The sequence below is a fragment of the Chryseobacterium arachidis genome (assembly GCF_900129245.1).
GTDB lineage: Bacteria > Bacteroidota > Bacteroidia > Flavobacteriales > Weeksellaceae > Chryseobacterium > Chryseobacterium arachidis.
The window spans coordinates 141,411-162,005 of sequence record NZ_FQUT01000008.1 but is presented as its reverse complement, the minus strand read 5'-3'; the positions used below and the strand labels follow the sequence as shown (position 1 = coordinate 162,005).

Annotated in this window: 11 protein-coding genes; 8 read left to right on the top strand and 3 right to left on the bottom strand. The window is 39.8% G+C overall.

Going from position 1 to position 20,595, the window contains the following annotated elements:
* Positions 1–226 precede the first annotated feature (226 nt).
* The 8 genes from BUA89_RS14785 to BUA89_RS14750 all read left to right on the top strand — a co-directional run bounded on the left by BUA89_RS14785 (position 227) and on the right by BUA89_RS14750 (position 12,372).
* Positions 227–3,142, top strand: coding sequence for a SusC/RagA family TonB-linked outer membrane protein (locus BUA89_RS14785; RefSeq protein ID WP_072959590.1), 2,916 nt, complete (start codon positions 227–229; stop codon positions 3,140–3,142).
* 10 nt (positions 3,143–3,152) lie between these two features.
* Positions 3,153–4,691 carry a RagB/SusD family nutrient uptake outer membrane protein gene (locus tag BUA89_RS14780; protein WP_072959587.1) on the top strand — a complete coding sequence of 513 codons (1,539 nt, stop codon included), beginning with the start codon at positions 3,153–3,155 and terminating at the stop codon, positions 4,689–4,691.
* 336 nt (positions 4,692–5,027) lie between these two features.
* Entirely contained in the window at positions 5,028–6,029 is a 1,002-nt protein-coding gene (gene egtD, locus BUA89_RS14775; RefSeq protein WP_072959673.1) for an L-histidine N(alpha)-methyltransferase, read from the top strand.
* 6 nt (positions 6,030–6,035) lie between these two features.
* Entirely contained in the window at positions 6,036–7,205 is a 1,170-nt protein-coding gene (egtB, locus tag BUA89_RS14770; RefSeq protein WP_072959584.1) for an ergothioneine biosynthesis protein EgtB, read from the top strand.
* A gap of 138 nt (positions 7,206–7,343) precedes the next feature.
* On the top strand, positions 7,344–8,756 hold the full coding sequence (locus BUA89_RS14765; protein ID WP_072959581.1) for an ATP-binding protein: 1,413 nt from the start codon (positions 7,344–7,346) through the stop codon (positions 8,754–8,756).
* A gap of 15 nt (positions 8,757–8,771) precedes the next feature.
* Entirely contained in the window at positions 8,772–10,433 is a 1,662-nt protein-coding gene (locus BUA89_RS14760; protein WP_072959577.1) for an FAD-dependent oxidoreductase, read from the top strand.
* A gap of 432 nt (positions 10,434–10,865) precedes the next feature.
* A complete protein-coding gene (locus tag BUA89_RS14755; RefSeq protein ID WP_072959574.1) occupies positions 10,866–11,714 on the top strand; it encodes a helix-turn-helix domain-containing protein in 849 nt (282 codons plus the stop codon).
* Between the two features lie 169 nt (positions 11,715–11,883).
* Positions 11,884–12,372, top strand: a complete 489-nt coding sequence (locus tag BUA89_RS14750) for a hypothetical protein (RefSeq protein ID WP_072959570.1) — start codon at positions 11,884–11,886, stop codon at positions 12,370–12,372.
* A gap of 90 nt (positions 12,373–12,462) precedes the next feature.
* Here the strand turns inward: BUA89_RS14750 and BUA89_RS14745 are convergent, their stop codons facing one another.
* Genes BUA89_RS14745 through BUA89_RS14735 form a run of 3 tightly spaced genes read right to left on the bottom strand, consistent with a single transcriptional unit; the run spans position 12,463 to position 20,323 of the window.
* Positions 12,463–12,900, bottom strand: a complete 438-nt coding sequence (locus tag BUA89_RS14745; RefSeq protein ID WP_072959567.1) for a hypothetical protein — start codon at positions 12,898–12,900, stop codon at positions 12,463–12,465.
* 52 nt (positions 12,901–12,952) lie between these two features.
* A complete protein-coding gene (locus BUA89_RS14740) occupies positions 12,953–15,778 on the bottom strand; it encodes a T9SS type B sorting domain-containing protein (protein WP_072959564.1) in 2,826 nt (941 codons plus the stop codon).
* A gap of 36 nt (positions 15,779–15,814) precedes the next feature.
* The gene (locus tag BUA89_RS14735; protein ID WP_072959559.1) at positions 15,815–20,323 is read right to left on the bottom strand and encodes a fibronectin type III domain-containing protein; all 4,509 of its coding nucleotides are present in this window, start codon (positions 20,321–20,323) and stop codon (positions 15,815–15,817) included.
* Between the last annotated feature and the right edge of the window lie 272 nt (positions 20,324–20,595).

Sequence of the window (20,595 nt, the reverse complement as noted above, 5' to 3'; positions counted from 1 at the left end):
AATAGCCACTCCTCTTAAAAAATAATTAACAATTATTTATCCTTAACTATTTCTCTCGAATGAGAATAATAACAGGTGACTACAGGATAGCAGAGTTTTCCAATACATATACTTTTATAAAACAAACAAAAATGGGGCTTTACAGCACTTTAACAGCTTTATAGTGAGTATAGAATTAAAAATAGGAAAGTAATGGTAATCTTTTTAAACACTTAACAACGGATAAATGAAAAAAACGATAATAACGCTGGGCTTGTTGGTAGGAGCCACGGGTTTAGCCTTTGCGCAGGAAAAACCAAAGACCGGGAATACGAAAGACACAATACAGGCAAACAGTGGGAAAACCAAAGATATTGATGAGGTAGTCATTATTGCCTACGGAAGCCAGAAAAAAGGAGAAGTTACAGGAGCAGTAGGTAAGGTAAATACAGAAACCTTTAAAGATCGTCCCATTGCGAGAGTGGATCAGGCTTTGACCGGTCAGATTGCAGGGGTAAAAACACGGGCCACTTCAGGGAAACCGGGGGAACCATTGGAGATCAGAGTACGTGGTACAGCATCCATTTCGGCCAGTAATTCGCCGGTTTACGTGGTAGACGGAATGGTTGTGGATGATATGGCAAATATTTCTCCGGATGATGTGCAATCGATTGACGTGCTTAAAGATGCTGCTTCCACAGCGATGTACGGATCCAGAGGTTCAAACGGTGTAGTGATTGTTACCACAAAAAAAGGGGCTTCAGGGAAACCAACTTTTAGTTTTTCACAATATTATGGAGTTCAGACGATCGAGAAAAAACTCGATATCATGTCCAGTTCAGAGTGGATTGATTTTGCAACCGAAGCCATCAACAAAAGGTGGACGGCTTTGGCGCCTGGAAATTTAGCTTCAGACAGTTATGAGAAAAGAGCACAGTATTTTAATCTTGCCAACACAACAGATTACAATTTAGCCAATATCAATTATATGATCGATCCGCGATGGGGAACCAATCAGGTGGCATACATCGACTGGCAGGACGAATTCTATCGCCCGGCTGCCATTCAGAATTACCAGCTTGCTGTAAGAGGCGGAGGGAAAGGGATAAAATATGCCATTTCGGGAGCTTATTTTGATCAGGAAGGTTTGGCCATCAATACAGGTTTCAACAGATTTAATCTGAGTGCAGCGATTGATGTAAATCTTTCAGATAAAATAAAAGCGGGAATTACTTTGCGGCCAAGTTACTCTCAAAGTTATGGAGCTACTGTTGACGGAAAAGACAACACTGCTCACAAAATGTTATCAATGGTGCCTGTGGCTGAGCTAAGTGCTGGAGTTTATACCAATTTCTGGAAAAACTTACAATACAGATGGGCAGGTTCTACTCAAAGTCCGATCGGATTAATGGAAAATACGACCAACGATACCAACGAATTCAGATTATTATCAAGTTTGTATTTCTCGTATGATATTTTACCGGGATTAAATTTAAAATTATCAGGAGGAGCCACCAACAACTTTAATATCAATACAGGCTACACGCCAACATTCAATTTAATTACCAACGTGCCGGGGCAGGTAAGTATCGGAAGCAGAAGAACGGTAAATTACAACAGGTACTTAGGGGAAGGTTTGTTAAGCTATAAAAAATCTTTCGGAAATCATGATTTTGATGCGATTGCAGGATACAGTGCTGAAAATTACAGAACAACAACGCAGTACAACAGAAACAGAGGTTTTCCTAATGATGATTTAAAAACATTTAACTTCACCCAGTCGGTGTCTGTTTTAAATTCAGAATATACCGCTTCAGAATGGATGCTGATCTCGATGTTTGGACGTGTAAACTACAATTATAAAGGTAAATACATGCTTTCTGCGAGTATCCGTAGAGATGGATCTTCAAGGTTTGGCTGGAATAATCTTTGGGGAACTTTTGCCGCTTTCGGTGGAGGTTGGAAAATCGACAGAGAAGAATTTTTACAAAATCAGAACTGGCTGAGCAACTTGAAGCTGAGATACAGCTGGGGGGAAAACGGAAACAATTCTATCGGAGACTACAGAGCATTCGGAACGCTTTCGGGAGGTAACTACTCGTTTGGAGGGTCGGTTTCTACAGGTCTGATTCCTAATACCATTGCCAATCCGGATCTTACCTGGGAAAAAACAAAATCTTCTGATTTCGGTTTGGAAATAGGCTTATTTAAAAGAATCGATTTCACTGCAGATTATTACATTAAAAATACCAAGGATCTTCTTCTTCAGGAACCTATCGCCTCAGTTACAGGATATAATACGATTTGGAGAAATGTAGGCTCTGTGAGAAATACAGGTTTAGAATTGGATTTAAGCACAAGAAACTTGGTGGGTGCATTCAAATGGAATACTTCTGCTAACATTGCATTCAATAATAATAAAGTTACAAAATTAGGAAATAATAATAAGCCGATTCCGACAGGTTTCAGTGATCTTACCAATATTATCATGGTAGGGGAAGAGCTTAATTCCTTCTATCTTTATGAAGCAATCGGGGTACTGTCGAGTGCTGACATCGCCAATGCTGGTGTAGCAAAAACAGTGGGAGCCATTGCAGGGGACGTTAAATACAGAGACGTAAATGGTGATGGTAAAATTGATGAGAACGACCGTCACATTATCGGTGGACCAACTCCTGATTATTACTGGGGCTTTACCAATACATTCTCGTATAAAAATTTCGATTTGTCGGTATTTTTCCAGGGGCAAAAAGGAGGGTACAGCTATGCATTATTGGGGAGAGCCATCGACCGTACAAGTATGGGGACTACCCAAAATGTGATGGGGAACTGGGCAAACCGTTGGCGTTCTGATGCGGAACCGGGAGACGGAAAAACACCTAGACTGGATGGTACTACAGGAGGTCTGCTGGATACAAGATGGCTGTATGATGCCACTTATATTCAGTTGAAAAACATTACGCTTGGGTATACTTTTGATAAGGAAGTGAGTCAAAAACTTAAAATTTCAAACCTAAGGCTCTATGTGAGTTTAGAAAATGTTTGGAGAAAAGATCACTATTACGGTGGATACAACCCGGAATCTGTACAGTCGGACGGAACTGATTACGGAGCATATCCTAATGCAAAAGTCTATATGATGGGCTTAAACTTTAACTTCTAATTTTATGATAATGAAAACAACACATATTAAAAATAAATTTCTTTTACCACTGAATTTTAAAACTTTAGGCAAAGCCTTGATTTTTGGGGCTTTAACAATGTCAGCAGTGAGCTGTGAAAAAGATTTGATGCTTGAACCTGAAAATAATATCACACAAACGTCTTTCTATACCACAGAATTGCAGATTCAGCAGGCGGTTTCCGGAGTGTATTCTGCGATGATTAATTCTTCTTCAAGAGGGGGATATGATGTAAATTTCTATCTTTTAGCTTCAGAAGTTCGTTCGAATAACTTCAATGCCATTTCTCAAAACGGAAACAGAGATTATTTTGCGATCAACCGTTTTCAGGATACTTCTTCTACCGAAGAGATGTCAATTCTTTGGGATGATGCTTATCAGTTGGTGAGCTATGCTAATAATATTTTGGCGAGAATTGATGCGGTTCCTTTTGCAGATGGTGCAACAAAAGAGCAGTACCGCGCGGAAACCAGGTTTTTAAGAGCGTATGCTTATTTTGAATTAATGCGAATGTTCGGGAAAGTTCCTTTAATCGATCATCCGATGACTCCTACGGAAGCGGCGGCAGTTCCCAGAACTGATCTTCAGACTTTGTATAATTTTGTCACATCAGAAATTGAAGCATCAGTTGCGGGTCTGAAAAATACCTACGATGCCAAAAATAAAGGAAGAATCACCAAACCGGCGGCTCATGCTATGTTGGGAAGAGTATATCTTACGGGATATGGATATCCTTTAAACAACAGCTCTTATCTTGCTAAAGCCAAAGAGCATTTATCTGCGGTGATTCAGGTGGAAGGACAATATGTAACCTTTGCACCTAATTATGCAGATCTTTTCAAAAGTGCGAACGACAATAAGTACCACCTTTTCGAAATTCAACACATCAGCGGAGGAGTTTCTCAGGGATCTTACTTGCCAAGTTATGTATCGCCGAATTTTGGGGTAACCGACCCGCTTTACAATGCACAAAGTAGTTTGTACAGTTCTGCCGAGCTGGGAGTTTCAACGTCATTGATCAATTCTTACGAACCGGGTGATTTAAGAAAAAACCTTACGATAAAAACGTCATTCATTGCAGCCAATGGTCAGCCGGATAACGCTAATTATTTTATTAAATTCCGTGAACCCGGATTGGTGATCAGCAACCGTTACGATTGGCCAATCAATTTCCCGGTTATCCGATATGCCGATGTTATTTTAATGTACGCAGAAGTTTTAAATTATGAGGGAAGTACAGCGCTTGCTGTTCCTCAACTGAACAGAATCCGTCAGAGAGCAGGTCTTGCCCCTCTTTCCACATCCATTTCGTCAGCAGATTTTATAACGGCTTTGAGAAGAGAAAGAAGATCAGAATTTGCAGGAGAAGGGGTGTATTGGCATGATCTGGTAAGATGGAATATCGGTGTAAGTGTAATCAATGCTGAGGCAGCTGCAAACAATTACAATTTTACCATTACCACCAACGATTATTTGTATCAGATTCCACTGAATCAGGTTCAGATTGCCGGATACGAGCAAAACCCTTAATTGTTTTTATAAAATTTAACGGATAACTGTTTTAAATTTTTGCCCTTTAGGGTTAACTTATAATGAGTTTAATGAATAACAAACTGTTTGTAATGGTTCAATAGATAATAGTCGATACGTTAAAATGAAAGAGTTGCAGGTTACTGCAGCTCTTTTTTATTATTGTTAAAACGTAAACGTAACATTACATTTCTATTGTAAAATTAAATTTTTATAAATTTCGTTGTCGTTTACATTTTTTAGCTAATTTAAAACAGATTTTGTACAATAATCAGATATCGCTTTGAAGTGACGGCAAGATAGTTGCAGAATTCTAAAAACTAAATGACAATCAATATGAATCTACCACTTACTGATGAATTCCACCATACCAGTCAGAACGACAGTCATCAAAACTTTTTCAATGATGTGATCAAGGGGCTGAAATCTACGCCTAAACACTTATCATCAAAATATTTTTACAATAAAAAAGGAGATGAGCTGTTCCAAAAAATCATGGCGATGCCGGAATATTACCTCACCCGCTGTGAACTCGATATTTTTGAAAATAAAACGGAAGAATTGGCAGCAAGCATCCGTGCTTATAATGAACCGTTTGATCTTATCGAACTGGGTGCCGGAGACGCGCTGAAATCCACCTATCTGATCAGACATCTGAACGAAATGAAGATCGATTTTACCTATTTTCCCATTGATATATCAGGAAATATTCTTTCCGTGCTGGAAAATAATCTGAAAAATCAGCTGCCGGAGCTGAAGATTGTAACTATGGAAGGCGAATATATGGAAATGCTGAAAAAAACATCAGCAATTTCCAAAAACAGAAAAGTAGTGCTTTTCCTCGGCAGCAATATCGGAAATATGAGTACGCATGATGCCGGAAAGTTCTGTAAAGAGCTGTACGAAATATTAAACCCAGGAGATATCCTGCTGATTGGTTTTGATTTAAAGAAAGATCCGCATATCATTTTAAAAGCCTACAATGATCCTTCCGGGATTACGGCAGCCTTCAACCTGAACCTTTTATCAAGAATTAATGAAGAATTAGAAGCAGATTTTACCATTGATCAATTCCGTCATTATGAAACGTATGATCCCTTGAGTGGAGCTTGTCACAGTTTTTTGGTGAGCCTGGCGGATCAGAAAGTGAAAATTGGTGAAGAAAAGATTTTCTTTTCCGAGAATGAAGTAATAGAAATGGAAATTTCACAAAAGTTTTCCAAAGAAGATATTAAAGATTTAGCTGAAAAGTCAGGATTCACTGTTAAGGCAGAAATAGAAGATTCAAAGAAATGGTTTATAGACAGTGTCTGGCAGGTAAACAAAACAAATAAATAGATCATCATGGAAAATAATACCGTTGCAACTTCTTTTATTCAGCGATTTAAAGATATCCGAAATCATTCTGTAGAAATATGTTCCCCTCTGGAAATTGAAGATTATGTTGTTCAGCCTGTGGTAGATGTCAGTCCGCCCAAATGGCATCTGGGGCATACGACCTGGTTTTTCGAAACGTTTATTCTGGTGCCTAATTATCCTTCCTATACAATCTTCGATCCGCAGTACAATTTTGTTTTCAACAGTTATTACGAAACCATCGGGGCAAGGGTAATCCGTACAGATCGGGGAAACCTCAGCCGTCCGTCTGTAGCGGATATTTACAGATACAGGAAATATGTCGACGAAATGATGATCGAATTCATGAACAGCAGCTTGTTCAATGCTGAAATAGAACCTTTGCTGGAACTTGGACTTAATCATGAACAGCAGCATCAGGAATTATTGCTTACCGACATCAAATTTATTTTAGGTCATAATCCTCTCTTTCCTGTGTATAAAAAAGAAAATAAGGAGAGTGAAACTGTTGAAGCTCCCAAATTCTTACATTTTTCGGAAGGAATTTATGAAATAGGATTTCAGGGTTCTGGATTTTGTTTCGATAATGAATTGGGCAGACACAAAGTATACCTGAACGATTTTGAAATTTCGGACCAAGTTGTATCCAACCGAGAGTATCTGGAATTTATGGAGGCCGGAGGTTATGAAGATTTTCGCCATTGGCATGCCGACGGATGGAATTGGGTGAATCTTCACCAAAAAAAATCGCCGTTGTATTGGCATTTAATCGATGGAAAATGGATGTATTTTACTTTAAATGGTTTGCAGCAAGTTGATCCAGATCAGGCACTCAGCCATATCAGTTTTTACGAGGCGTCAGCGTATGCTTCATGGAAAGGCATGCGTCTGCCTACCGAACAGGAATGGGAAGTGGCGTCTCCCCATTTTAAATGGGGTCAGCGTTGGGAATGGACAAACAGTGCATATCTGCCGTATCCGGGTTTTAAAAAAGAACCGGGCGCAGTAGGTGAGTACAACGGGAAATTCATGGTCAATCAGATGGTATTGCGCGGGGCATCGGAAGCCACACCCAAAGGACACAGCAGAAATACCTACCGCAATTTTTTTCAGGCAGAGCTGCAGTGGCAGTTTTCAGGAATAAGGCTGGTAAAGTAAGGATTAAGATAGTAAAGCAGAATTTATCATATTATTGAAATCGGCTTGTTGTATTTCCTGCCGTTTATGTTTATCTTTAATCATCAAAAATGATACTGATTATTACCCTAGATCATTAATACAATAAAGGAATATAATATGGCACAAAGTATAGAGATCTTGCAGCAATTTGATGCGCTGGCTGCTGTTCCTTATGAGCAGCTGCAATGGCTTGAAAATAACAGTAAAGTCACAGATTATACTGCCGGAGAATTTATTACTTATGAAAATGATAAAATCGACGGGCCACATTTTATTTTGGAAGGTCATATTAATCTTTTTATTAAACAGGGCAATGAAAACCGGGAAATCGGAGTGCTTAGCAAAGGCAATATCTTTGGATATCTTCCATATTCGCGGAGTATAAATGCCGGGGTAAACAGTCAGGCAATCGGTGAGGTAAGAATCATGTCATTTAATACAGATGAAATCCGTACCATGATCCGCAATCACTTTGAACTTACCCAGGCCTTAGTACACATTATGAATAACAGGGTTCGGGAGTTTACCGCTTTTCAGCAGCAGAATGATAAAATGGCAGCATTGGGAAAAATGGCAGCCGGACTTGCCCATGAGATCAATAATCCTGCGGCGGCTTTGGTAAGCGATTCGCTGTCTCTCCGTAAGCATTTGCGTGTACAACCTGAAGCTTTTAAAGAGCTGACATCATTGCATCTGGAAGCTTCTCAGGTAGACGGAATAAGCGGAGAACTTCTAAAGATTCTGGCCATCACAGAAAGACCGGTACTGAATTTAAGAGAAAAATCGAAAAGGGAAGAGCAGATTGCAGACTGGCTGGAAGAAAAAAATGTCCTTAATGCAGAAGAGATTTCCGAAACTTTTGTTGATTTTAATTTTACGACGGAAAATCTTCAGAATTTTCAGAAAATCGTTCCGGAGCATGCTTTATCTGCGGTCTTCAACTGGCTTTTGAATATGCTGGTGACCGAAAAACTGATTCAGGATATACAGGTGTCTTCGGTAAGGATTGCCGAACTCATCAAATCGATTAAAATTTACACCCATATGGATCGCGGATCTGAAAAGATGGCATCCAATATACACGACAGTATTCGCAATACCCTCAGCATTTTAGGCTACAAAATCCGTAAAGGCAATATAGAAGTGGATGAAAGATATGACGAGACCCTTCCTTCGGTAATGGCATATACGGGACAGCTCAATCAGGTCTGGACGAATATCATCGACAATGCTGTCGACAGTATGGAAATCAATAAAAAAGGAAGACTTACCATTACCACAGAAAAAGACCGTGAATTTGTGAAGGTAACCATCACCGATGACGGTCCCGGAATTCCTGAAAGTATAAGAACTAAAATATTTGATGCTTTTTTCACAACCAAAGCAATCGGAAAAGGCACAGGGATGGGGCTCGAAACCGCAAGAAGAATTGTGCTGAAGCATAAAGGCTCTGTAAAAGTGGAATCTGTACCGGGAGCTACAACCTTTACTATATGCATTCCTTTCAACAGTGCTCTTAATTGTCAATAAACTCTCAATATAATCATGGAAAAACCAATCATATTTTCAATAGACGACGATCCTCAGGTACTGAATGCCATTTCAAGGGATCTGAAAACAAAGTACAGCAGCCAATACAAAATCATCAGCACAACTTCCGCAAAGGAAGCTTTGGAAAGAGTAATCGAGCTTAAGAATGAAGCCCGTGCCGTTGCCATGTTCATCTGCGATCAGCGCATGCCGGAGATGGAAGGCGTAGATTTTCTGGAAGAAGCGATCAAGATATATCCCGAAGCCAAACGGATTCTGCTTACTGCGTATTCTGATACCGAGGCTGCAATTAATGCCATCAATAAAGTTCAGCTGGATTATTATTTAATGAAGCCGTGGGATCCGGCGGAAGAAAAATTATATCCTGTTGTTGATGATCTTATTTCCGATTGGCAAAGTAATTATAAGCCCGATTTTAAAGGATTAAGGGTCATTGGTTACCAATATTCGCCTTTTTCTCACAATATAAAAGACTATCTGGCAGGAAATCTGATTCCATACCTTTGGATGGATATTGAGAAAAATTCTGAAGCGCAGCATCTGTTGGAGCTTAATAATCTTTCAAAAGAAAATTTACCCGTTGTTCTTCTTGAAGATGGAAGTATCGTTATCCAACCCGACGTGGCGACTTTGGCAGAAAGAATCGGATGTAATCTGGAAGTGACGGCTGAGGTATACGATGTAGTGATTATCGGAGCCGGCCCTGCAGGATTGGCAGCGGCCGTCTATGGAGCATCGGAAGGACTGAAAACATTGGTCATTGAAAGAAAAGCTCCAGGCGGACAGGCAGGCACCAGTTCTCGTATTGAAAATTACCTGGGGTTTCCATCGGGATTAACGGGTGCAGATCTTACACGACGTGCTATAAGCCAGGCCCGACGTTTGGGCGCAGAATTTTTATCGCCGAGAGAAGTGGTGGATATCAGGCAGGTTGAAGGGTATAAAATACTCACCCTTAATGATGGGCAGGAAATTAACTGCCGTTCCATCATCATTACCACCGGGGTTGATTACAGAAAGCTTGAGACCAAGGGAATTGAAGATTTTACAGGTGCGGGAATCTATTACGGTGCCGCAACTACAGAAGCTTCAGCCTGCAAGGACAAAAGCGTTTACATTGTAGGGGGAGGGAATTCTGCGGGACAGTCAGCGGTGTATCTTTCGAAATTTGCCGATAAAGTATATATCATCGTTCGCAAAGACAGTTTATCATATACCATGTCATCTTACCTGATTCAGCAGATTGCCGATTTATCTAATATTGAGGTTTTAACGGATACTGAAGTAAGGGAAGCCAAAGGGGACACTCATCTGGAGAATTTAATTATTGAACATTTGCCCACCGGAAAAAAGACAACCGGAAATGCTGCAGCTTTATATATATTTATTGGAGCCAAACCTTTCACAGATTGGTTGGGAGCGTCGGTTCAGCGTGACCAGAAAGGTTTTATAGAAACTGGAAGAGACCTTACGGCATATCCCGAATTTACAAAAAACTGGAAACTAAAAAGAGACCCGTTTTTACTGGAAACCAGTCTTCCCGGAATTTTTGCCGCGGGAGATGTGCGTTCAGGAGCGATGAATAGAGTGGCTTCTGCGGTAGGTGAGGGTTCGATGGCGATTTCTTTTGTTCATAAATACCTTGCGGAAAACTAAAATTATTAACCACAAATCGAAGATTTGACGGAGTCAAAAGAGGCAAAAGATGTAGCTGCTTTTATTTAAAGTTAATAAATAAGAATAAAGAGAGCACATTAGTAAAAAGAGAGATTTTTTCTCTTTTGAGAATTTTGGTTATCTAAATGATAAACTTATTTAAACTTTTTCTGATTGTCCGCAATATGCTATAATTAAATGTTGTTTGCTGTAATCATGATTATTTTTTACCACAATGTACACTAAGGTTATCCACAAAGTTCGCAACTATTGTGTTCCTTGTGAAATCTTTAGTGCACTTCGTGGTTAAAATCCAAGTATGATAAATAATGGATATTCAAAAAACTTTTAGCTGAATCACATAATTTTTTAATGTGGTTGAATTTAAAATTAATATAAATTTACCAAAAAATATTTTCAGAACCACCTGCTATGATCAATGATTATAAAAAGTATGATCTGTTCGGTAAAACCCTGTTGCAGAAAATTGTCATACAGTCTCCATTTACATTTGATTTTCCGATTGCGGATCAGGCCTGTTTTCTTTATGTGCTGGAAGGAAATTTTCAATATCAGGATGCTGAAAATAAAGTTGATGTCCCGATCCATTATTCCCTGTTTCTGAACTGTATTCATTCCGGAAAGAAGATTTATAATACATCTGAGAGTAACTGTGAAATAGTGATTGTTACTTTTCATCCGGATATTTTAAAGAAAATTTACGAAAGAGAGCTTCCTTTATTGCTTCAGGCTCCTAAAAATAAGAGTTCGAATACATCAAGCGAGATGATCAACAGTGATTTTTTAATCGAAAAATACATTGAAGGCCTGCTGTTTTATTTTCAGAATCCATCTTTGGTAAATGAAGATATTTTAATTTTAAAACTCAAGGAAATCATCTTGCTGCTTGCACAGACTCAGAGTTCGGAATCGGTACAGCTTATTTTGTCTCAGCTTTTTTCACCGACGTCTTATACTTTTAAGCAAAGAATTGAAGCGAGTTTGTTTTTGCCTGTCACCATTGAAGAGCTTGCTTCCCAAAACAATGTAAGCCTGTCATCATTCAAAAGAGAATTTGCAAGACTGTATAATGATACGCCAGCCAATTACATTAAAAACAAGAAGCTGGAAAAAGCGGCAGAGCTTCTCATTGTTTCAGATAAACGGATTACGGAAATCGCTTTCGACTGTGGGTTTAACGATTCTGCCAATTTTACAAAAAGCTTTACTTCTAAATACAAAACTTCGCCTACCCATTACCGTTTACAAAACAAAAAGTAATCATTTAAAAACTATAATTCTTTAATAATAATCCTGCGACTTCCGTTTCAGGACTTTTTCTGAACCGAATTACCATATAATTGAACCGATTGATAAAACCGTTTTGCCTCTTGTTTTGGAAATTTGCAGAGTTACTTAAACAAGGAAATCAATTTAAAATAGTATAAAAATGGGCTTATCACTTTTAGGAATTTTTCACACCATTATTGGTATCGGTGCTATCGTTGCGGCATTAGCTGCGTTTGTAAAATATGGCAAAATAGAATTGGGCACAACCTCCGGGAAAATTTATTTTTATGGAACAGCTGTCACCTGTGTTACGGCTTTAGGTTTGTCGAAACACGGAGGTTTCAATCCGGGGCATGTATTTTCTGTTTTTATCTTAGTCCTGGTACTGATTGCTTATTTTCTGTATGCAAAGAAAAAAGACAGTGGCAGGGCAAGGTTTTTTGAAAATTTTTGCCTTTCGTTCAGCTTCTTTTTATCGCTTGTTCCGACTGTGAATGAAACTTTTACCCGTGTACCTGTAGGTCATCCGCTGGCAAAAGATATTAACGATCCGTTAATTGGAAGAACACTTTTACTTCTTTTCGTTCTGTTTATCGCAGGTTCTGTTTATCAGTTCATTAAGCAGAGAAAAATTAATAATGCCGGATAATTATTTTAAACAATTATTGCTAATTTTGAATTAAATTAAATAAAAAGAGCGGACTCAGATGTCCGCCCTCAGGATTAATATTAAAATGATTTAATTATCAACTGTAGAGATGTGTAGTGATTTTCGACCATCAGAATCTACAATCTTACCGTTAATAATTATTTCGCTGTAGATATTGATTTCCGGATGATCAAACTGATATCCGTCAATAAATACAGTTGTATTTTTAGGCAGGCCGTACTGTTCGTTCAGCATTTCCAGCGACATCATATCGGGGCGGCTTGCATTTTTCTTCAGTTTTATTTCCGTAAGACCGTTATCAGCAAGAAAACCGAATTTTTTCAGGTTCGATGGTAAGCTTGCTTTGGTCTTGAAAACATTTACTTTTTCTGTTTGATTTTTATATTCATCAAATAACTTTACGGTTCCCACAGCATCATTACAAACAACAAGCTTTGTAGGCTGATTTTTCTGTGCGGACAGCATTCCCGAAATAAAAATTAAAAATATATATAACGCTTTTTTCATAATAGGTTCAGATATTTTAATGTTTTTGAATCTTGTTTAATTTTGAATGAAATTATTCTCTGTTCTTTACCAAGATCCAACCCGAATATTTTACCGGCGTCTGCTTGCTGTTTGGCTCGTTCCAGCTGATATCAAACCAGTAGTTTCCGGTAGAGACCTTTTTGCCGCCTACTGTTCCGTCCCATTTGTACTCATTGGTTTTATTTCCCCGATGCATTTTACTTCCGTATCGGTCATAAATATTGAATACAAAATTCGGTTTATGAGCCAAGGCAGAATAATCCAATACATCATTTACACCGTCCCCGTTTGGAGTGATAACGTTGATTAAGTTTGGAACCGTAACTTCTACACTGTTTGGATCACAATCGTAAGCGTCTTTCACATAAACGGTATTGTTTCCTCTCGGAACATTTTCGAAAACATTAGAATCCTGCCAGCTGATATTATCTATCGAGTACTGATAAGGAGCCTTTCCGCCCGTTACATTTACCGCTATTTTATTGTTGGAAATATCGATGCCTGCTATAACCGGCTGCTCGGAAGCGTACACGGTAACCTTTTGTCTCGTCACGCACTGTCCTGTTTTCAGATCTACCCAATAAGTTCCTACCGAAACATTGCTAATACTCTGACCCGTACCTCCTGTACTCCAGTCGTAGGAGGTAAACCCTGGGCCTGCATCCAATGTTGTGGTGTCTTCCATACAAATAACTTTATCCTCAAGCACAGTAGAGTAGGTAGGCGGGAACACAACCAAAGATACCTCAGCAATTCTGTAACAACCGTTGGCATTGCTTACTTTAATATAAACAACCCCGTTCGGTGCAACATAGTCTGTTGGGTTGGTAATTTCGTTGGTTCCGTTCTGGGCGTCTGTCGGCGAAGGGTAATATTGTTTGATAATTCCCGGTGCAGAAGTTACAGGGGCTGTTGTTAAATTAAACAATCCTGTTGCAGGATAATCCGGGATGAAGCAGGTTCTTAACGTGGCATTCGTTACGGTTGGGCTTTCTGAAACCGTCAACGTTAAAGTGATCTGCTCGCAATCTGTAAATTCCGGATCGTTTCCGCAGAATTTGTAGACAATAGTATCTGTTCCCACAAATCCGAAATTCGGAGTATATCCGATAACCCCATTCGGATCAATAATTACGGTACCATTGGTAGGTTGGGTAACAATTGTTACTGTACCTGGTACGTATGTCTGGGTAGAGTTTGTAAATTCCGGAACAATTGCCTTATAACCTTCACATACCGTAAGTGCCTTTGTAGATTGATTAAGACAGGTGTAAACCTTATAAATTGGAGTCGTAGCTGGCGGACAAGATCCTACAGTAATTCTTACCGTATAATTACCCGAAGCGACAGGAGTATAAGAGTTGGAGGTAGCTCCCGGAATCGGGTTTCCGTTTAAATACCACTGATAGGTATCGTAACTGTCATCCACTTCTAATATAATCCCCGGAATACAATCTCCCGACTGCTTGGCAATAAGAGGAATTGAAGAAAATCCTGCAAAATACCCTCCGTATCCTGAAGTACTGTATCCACCGTTGATTCCTGCTGTAACTGCTTTATTAGAAACGATCGATACATTTCCGGTAATAGACGGTACGGCGTAGGTAACCCAGTTTGTATTTCCTGTTAGCGGGAAAGGACCTTCCGATGCTAAAGGCGGTACACCATTAACAGTGACGGTAGCTCCGACCTCTGTCAGAATATTAAGTTTTACGATGGTATTTGACGGAACAACACTCGTGGTTCCTGTACCCGTAGGCATTTCGTTGATTTTACCGATTTCATCAATTTTTCTCGGCAAGAAACAGTTCAATGGAGGAATATAATTGAAACCACAGGTGGCGCTGCTGTTGGTAACTGAAACCAGCTGATACAGGTATACATTTTTAGTGGTAGAAATAAACATATTATAATGTCCCGAAGTACCCTGCTGAACATAGCTGTCCCCCGAAATTCTATAATATTCTCCTCTGTCGATGGTTGCAATTGGTGTTGCAGCACCATTGATAAATATTTGTGTATTATCTTCTGTTCCTACAACAATACCACCTTCCAAGTCTGCTGTGGTAGATCTTGTTCTTACCATCGCAAATGTATTCCCGAGTCTTTCGGTAGGTACAGACTGGTCGAGAATCGCATCTGATCCTGCGGAAGTATTGGCTCCAAAATTTCCGTTTACATTTCCGTTGGTTAGTGTAATAGGTTTATCAGAAACAATTTTAGCTCCGATAAAAGAGGAGAGATTGAGGCCTCCCGTTCCCGGAAGACCTGCAAAAATAAAAGATTGTCCCTTGTTCAGGGTAAATGTATGCGTGTTGGCAGGCGGTGTACCGTTGATGAACGTTACGTTTCCGTTCCAGGTAGCTGTGACAACTGTATTATCTTCTGTGGCCATTACTCCTGCAGAGAAATTAAAACCGCTAATCGTTGCTGTAGAAGGGGTACCGGCAACATAAAATTCTTTACCGATACCTGCTTTCCCTTTACTTGTGATAATCTCGGCATGCGTGGTACTGCTCACCATTCTCAGACTGCAATAAAAAGGTCGGGTGCCTTTTACATAAATTCCTTTATTAATAACACTGAAGGCTTCACCAATCGCATTGGCAGCAATATTATTAACGGGCACTACAAAAATCTGAGGATTGCTTTTGCTGATGGCAACAGTCCCAAGTATGGTATTATTACTTGATACTGTAATATCAACCGGAGTGGTAGAATCAGTAGACAAGTATAATGCCTGAGTGTAAGCTGTAGAAGCATAATAGGGTGCTATCCAGTGCTCTGTGTCTCTCTGGGCAAAGAGAGAACTGAAGGTTAAGCATAATATTAGCAGTCCGAATAGTATTTTTTTCATGATGTTTAAAAATTAAATTGAATTCATAATCAGAATTTATTCTTTTATGAATTTTTTCATTACAGATCCTTGTACGTCTTCTATCTCAATAAGGTAAACCCCATTGATAAGATTACTCACATTGATAGAGTTGTTAAGGAGTATCCCTGTTGATGTTAATCTTCCTTCTGCATTGTAGATCTTATAGTTTGCCTTAGGACTGATATTTTTTACATAGAGTGTAGTACTTACCGGATTAGGATAAATAAGAATATCGGTCTGATTAACAGAATTCGGAACTTTTTGTTTAGAAATTCTAACCGTATAATCCTCAACCTCGCCATTCGGGAAGTCTACACAGTTCACAGGTATTCCGTCTTTCTGCATTGCAACTCTCATTACAACATACTGATAGTCTGTAAGGCTTATAAATGCATTGGCAGGAACACTGAAGGTAGTGCTTGCCGTTGGGTTGGTGTTAGGGCCGTCTGCCATAATTCTTTCATCGATATCGAAGTATCCGTTTCTGTTAAAATCGATCCAGATTGTTACTCCGGCTTTTGCATTAGAGCCAAGCTTTTTATCTATGGTAATCTGGTTACTTGTTGATCCCTGTATCAATTCGATAAACTTCGTAGAATCTCCTGTGAAGTCTGAATAGCTTGACCCAAGTGTTGTATTGATCATTTCAGGTTTTCCGTTTGGTTTTGCATGAACTTTTGAGATAAATTCTGCTGCAGAGCTACCCGATGACATTTGACAGTATACGATAGTAGGTGTCGTGAAATAATAAAGATTGGTATAATCTCCCGGTGTTCCGCCACAGATATTGGCTACCTGCATTTCGTATTTTGTAAGTTCCAATAGTCCTGTTAATGTAATCGTATTTGTATTTGTGGTAACGGATGTCCAGCTCGGAATTCCTACTTTTCTGTATCTTAAAATATAAGTTGCCCCAGGGAATGAACTCCATGTAACTTCGGCAGTTGTTGGAGTGATATTGGTAATGGTAAGTCCCGGAGGTGCTATTTCGCAAACTCTTACAGTAGTAAATACTTTAGGATTAGACCATGTATTCGGAGTTGTTTCTCCTGTACATATATTTGCTACCTGTACTTCATAAGTTTTAAATGAACTAAGATTCGGAATTGTATATGAATTAGCCGGCGGCTGAGGAATAGTCGGCTGGTTCCAAGGGATAGTTCCTACTTCTCTCCATCTTAAAATATAGTTGGCATTAGGAACAATAGGATTCCATGTAATTAATGCTGAATTGGAAGTAACATTACTGATCGTTACATTCGGGGGATTGGGATCACATCTTGTTGTAAATGTACGGATAGGTGTGAAAATCCCAACTCCTGTGCTGCCACAAACTGCCGCAATTCTTACCTCATAAGTAGTGGCCGGTGTAAGTCCGCTGATGGCTACCGGCGGGTTTCCTGCTAAAACAGAAAGATTCAAAGGGATCCATGCAGAAGCTGGTGTTGTTACCGGTCTGTATTCTAAAACAAATGCATTATTGTTGGTTGCAGCTGCCCAGTTTATCGAAACCGAATTGTGCGTAATACTTGAAAATACAGGATTTCCTGGAGTAGCATTATTACAAGGTCTTAATTTTACGGCATAGTCTTCTACTTCACCGTTAGCGGGGTTCACACACATTACAGGTGCGCTGGTACGCTTAAGAACAACTCTCATCGTTGTGTTTAAGGGACCGGTATAAATTCCTGTAGATGGTACAGAGAATGTCGCTGTAACAGGAGTTGTGGTGCTTGCCGCAGAAGTCATAATTCTTTCAGCATCTGTAAAAACACCGTTTCTGTCCCAGTCGATCCAAACATATACTGCTTCAGCATACGTAGTTCCATCCCAGTCTTTAGAAACTGATATCTGGTTTCCTGAAGATCCTATTTCTAAATTAACAAGAGTTGCGGGCGTTGTATAACTGGTATAATTATTCTGAACAGATGTGTTATCCATTACAGGGAAATTAGTAGGCGTAACTTTTACATTTGAAATGAAATCTCCCGTTCCTGTACCGATCATTGTACAGTAGGTAAGTGGAGTAGTTGTAAAGTTTACACTTGCCGAAAATGCCCCCTGGGTACCACTACAGATTGTGGCTACCTGAACCTGATAAGCAGTCTGCTCAAGCAATGCCGTAATAGTATGGAAGCTTTGTCCTGCAGGAAGTGTAAGCCCTGCTGCAGAAGGTAACCATGCTCCTGTTGTTCCTTGTCTCCATCTGATCACGTAAGTTGCGTTGGATGCAGGTAACCATGATACATACGCAGAGTTATGTGTAATATTATTTACTGCAATATTCGTTGGTGCTGCAGTCGTACATGGCTGAAGATCGATAAATTTAACGTAGTAATCTTCCACTTCACCATTTCCGGTTAATGCTGTACAGGCATTGGCTGGAGTCGTTGAAGAAACGATCACACGCATTTTTATTTTACTAGTTCCCAAATATGCATTTGCCGGAACATTAAAAGTAGCGGTTACTGGCGTTGTGCTTGAGAACCCTAAATTCATGATTCTTTCCCCGCCTGGTGTTGTGGATGGGTTATTGTCAAAAATTCCGTCACCGTTGAAATCGATCCATGCATAAGTTGTATATGTTCCGGTAGCAATAGATCTTCCTACAGATAAAGTATTATTAGCAGAATTTCTTAATAGGGTAACAGTCTTTGTAGGGTCTAAAGAATAATCTGTATAGGTTGATGGCCCTGACGTATTGCTCGTTAAAGGCACATTGGTGCCAATCATTGTTACATTGCTGATATATCCGTTCGTTACGGTTGCCGGAGCAACACTACAGTAAGTTAGTGCCGGAGTTGTAAAGTTTACACTTGCCGAAAACGCTCCCTGTGTACCACAAATCGTAGCAACCTGTACTTCATATTGAGTACTTTCAAGAAGTCCTGGTAGCGTAACATTATTAATTAATGGTGTACTGATGGTAATCGTTTGCCATGTTCCTCCCGGTACTGTTCTGTATCGCACTACATAAGTTGCGTTGGCAGTAGCTGTCCAGGTAACATTTGCAGATGTTGAAGTGATATTGTTTACAGCAATATTAGCAGGCGGGTTATTAGTACACGGAGCCAGCGGAGTACCCACCATCTGGATTCTTGGCAATACAGAATATCTGCTGATTGCCACCGGAAGATTTGCAGGATCCGGATTTGTTGTTGTATTGTAATAAAGCATTCCTCGGTTGGTTCCTGCGGTATAGCTTCCCCAGTTTGCTGTACATGAAGTTCCTGTAGAATTTTCATCAACGGCAACAACAATATTACTTACTCCATCCCATAGGAAAGGTGTACTTAATGGTAGAGTTACCCAGGTTCCGGCTGTCATTGCAGGCAGTGTTCCTGTGTATACTTGTGTTAAAGAAGTTGAAGGTACCCAGCTTGATGTTGTTGCGAAATCAAGTTGTGATGTATTGCCCAGATAAACAACCCATTGGTTATAGTTGGCCTGAGTCGTTGCGGTGGTCGCAACAAAAAACTTAATGGAGGTAATATAGTTATTGGTTCCGACAGCTCCTGAAACCTCCGAAGCTGTATAGATCTGCTGTGAATAATTAAATCCTGAGCAAGAATAAATCGGTAAATATCCATGAGTGGCAGTTCCGCCTCCGATCTGACCGGGTGTAAAAGGAGCACCCGCTACCCATAATGATTTATTAGTAGGTGAACAGACAGATCTTACCCACCAATAATAGGTAGTGCCCGGAACAAGCGGTGTTAAGTCAGCTGTGGTTGCTGCGGTTAGTGTACCGACAGTTCCAGCCGTAGGCGCTGTATTCGTTGTACTGTAGTAGTATTCGTATCCGTTTGCAGGTGCCGGAGCAGGTGCAAGAGGTGCAGTCCAGTTGATTGTACCTGAATTAGGAACAATATTGGTGACAGGCAAAGCAACAGGTTCAAAACAAGTTGGCGCTTCTATTACCTGTACTTCATCTAAAAGTACATCATCATAAAAATCACCGCCAGATAAAACATCTTTATCTACAGTGAATCTTAACTGAACAGTAGCTCCCACATAGCTCGCTGCCAAAGGAATCCCTACGGTTCTCCATTCCGGGCTGTTGGTATTGCTGGACCAGATCTGTACCCAGCCGCTACCGTTGTTTACAGCCACTTTCAGCTCATTGTTTTCAGCGACAGGAACGGTTCCGTTCAATGCTGTTAAATGATCTTTGAACCATTCGAACTTTACATATGGAGTCGTAAGGCCGGTTAAATTGATCTGCGGAGTGATAAGCTCCACATTATGCTCATTATCAAATGGTGAAGAGGCGTCTACCCAGGCAAAAGTTCCTGAAGGCTTTCCTCCGTTTCCGGTGGCTCCATATCCGGCAGCTCCGGAAAATTTCCACTTTACGTTGACGTTGGTTGACGTAGTTGTTGGATTTTGACTGGTCCAGCAGGTAGGAAGTGCCCCTGTACTGAATGATTGTAGAAAAGGAACCGGTACCGGAGTACAGGTTTGCCCCGAGACAACCGACGCAAAAGACCACAAGAAAATAACGATTAGTAAAAGTTTTCTCATATATTAATATTTATAAATAGTTGATAAACATTGATTGGTTGGTTTGGTTTTTTTATAAAATAGAGTAAAGCCTTTATTTTTCATTTCATATAAAATCTGGTACAGGCCATTAGTAGTTTAATGGCTGTAAAATGAGTTATAAACAAGATGAATAGCCACAAGAGTAATGTCTCTCGCAGTAATACCGGAATATCAGTGATGATGATTCCGAAGGTTATGGTAAAGGAGTATTATAACCTGATGTGGTGGGATGGTTTGTTTTGGAATTTTTT